Consider the following 2,486-nt stretch of genomic DNA (forward strand, 5'->3'; position numbering starts at 1 on the left):
CTTAGCTAATGCGTCTTGTATCAATAATTCTGTTTCAGTGTCAATATTTGAAGTTGCTTCATCTAAAATTAAAATGCTTGGGTTAAATGCTAAGGTTCTAGCAAAAGCTAATAATTGTCTCTCACCAGCAGATAAAGTAGATCCTCTTTCCATAACAGGTTCATCATATTTATTAGGCAATTTTTTAATGAAATGATGTGCATTTACATGTTTTGCCATTTCAATTATTTCATCATCTTTTATATTTTTATTATTCAATCTTATATTGTCTTTAATAGATCCAGTAAATAGAAAGACATCTTGTAGTACTACTCCAATATGTTTTCGCAACTCATTTTTATCATAATCTTTAATATTTATACCGTCAATTAATATTTCACCTTTCTGTATATCATAAAAGCGAGTAATTAGATTTATAATTGAGGATTTTCCAGCACCAGTAGCCCCAACAAATGCTACAGATTCTCCTGGGTTAATAGTAAAATTAACATCTTTTAATACCCAATTTTCTTCTTCGTAAGCAAACCAGACATTTTTAAATTCAATTTTTCCTTTGCATTGAGTAATAGAAATTGGATTTTCTACATTTTCAATTTGAGCATCCTCATCCAATATCATAAAAATTCTTTCGCTGGAAGCCATAGCTGATTGAAGTATATTATATTTTTCTGTAATATCAAGTATAGGTTGGAAAAATCTTTGCAAATAATCTATAAAAGCATATAATACTCCAAATTCAATGACCCCAGATAGCACCTGATGTCCTCCATAGTATATTAAAAGAGCTAATCCAAGAGAACGAATCACTTCAATAGAAGGTCTAAAGATAGCATACAATCCTATTTCTCTCTTTGCAGTATTCAAATAGTCAGTATTAATTTTATCAAATTGGTTGTAAATTTTCTCTTCTTTTTTAAATATTTGGATGGTTTTCATTCCAGTAATATTTTCATTTAAGGTAGCATTTATTTTGGCTAATTGAACTCGACCCAATCTATAGACTTCCCTAATTTTCTTTCTAAAAATAATAGAGGCAATGAGTATCAATGGTACCAATGCAAAGGAAACTAATGCTAATTTAAGATTCATCTTAAGCATTATAATCATTATTCCAGCTAAAATGAAGATATCCTTAAATAAATTTATTAATACACCGGTATACATTTCATTTAAATTTTCCGTATCATTAGTAACACGTGTTACTAATCGACCTACAGGATTTTTGTCAAAATAGGTTATAGATAAATTCTGGATATGAGAAAATATATCCTGTCTAATATTAAATATTATTTTTTGGCTAGTATAATTTAGTATATACACTTGTAAATAATTAAATAGGAAAGCTATTATAATAGCAATTAAGAATATCATACCAATTTTAGTTAGTCCATCTATATCATGTTTTCTAAAAGCTTGATATTCATCTTTTGAGAGTAATATCCCTTGAGTATAATTTTCTTCTGGATTTACTAGATAATAGTCATTCTTTTCTTTAACCAATAGTTTTTGTGGATTATCCTTTAAAAGTTCCTTTTCATCCTCTGATATACTATCTATTCTAATATATTTTTTGCCATTATAAACAGTTCCACCATATGGCTCTGATATATCTAATTCATACATAGGTTTTCTATATCCATTTATATAGTCATCTATGGTAATTTTTATGAGATAAGGTCTGATAAGCTCTAAACCAGTGACTAATACCATTAAAACTATAGTTAATAACAGTAAATGCCAGTAGGGTTTAGCATATTTTAATAGTCTTTTCATTAACCTAGAATCATAAGCTTTACCAAGCACTTCATCTTCATGATAATTACTAGTCATAATATCCCTCCAGTTAGTCTTTAGATAATTTTTCTTCTAATAACTGTTTTTCATATAAATATCTATATAAACCATCAATTTTTAATAAGCTGTTATGATCTCCTCGTTCAATAATTCTACCTTCATCTAATACTATGATTTCGTCTGCTTCTTTTACTGTTGAAATTCTATGACTAATTATTATTGTAGTTTTTTTATTGGTAACTCTTTCCAATTGATTTAATATTTTTTCTTCCGTTTCTGTATCTACACTGGAAAGGCTATCGTCTAGTATTAATATGGGGCTATCCTTTGCAAGGGCTCTAGCAATAGCAACTCTTTGTTTTTGTCCACCAGACAATGTAACACCTCTTTCGCCTAAAATGGTATCAAATTTATTAGGAAAATCTATAATATTGTCGTATACTTGAGCTAATTTAGATGATTTTACCATAAGCTCTTCACTAATTGGTTCATCAAAAGCAAATCCAATATTATCTTTTATAGTTGTAGTGAACAAAAAGTTGTCTTGAGGAACATAACTAATATTTTCTCTTAAAGATTTAATATTTAAATCTTTTATATCTCTATCGTCTAATAATATGTTTCCTTCATCCACTTCATAAATACGTAATAGAAGATTTACTATAGTGGTTTTACCGCTACCGGTTCGTCCA

At 28.3% G+C, this 2,486-nt stretch carries 2 protein-coding genes; both read right to left on the minus strand.

The features are described from left to right. Positions 1 to 1,830 (minus strand): ABC transporter ATP-binding protein (locus tag VK998_RS05040; RefSeq protein ID WP_325226224.1); only part of this gene is annotated, 1,830 nt, incomplete at its 3' end. Positions 1,831 to 1,843: 13 nt separating this feature from the next. Continuing rightward, on the minus strand, positions 1,844 to 2,486 hold a 643-nt coding region (locus tag VK998_RS05045; protein ID WP_325226226.1), incomplete at its 5' end, for an ABC transporter ATP-binding protein.

It is taken from the genome of Schnuerera sp. (assembly GCF_035459645.1).
Classification (GTDB): domain Bacteria; phylum Bacillota; class Clostridia; order Tissierellales; family Tepidimicrobiaceae; genus Schnuerera.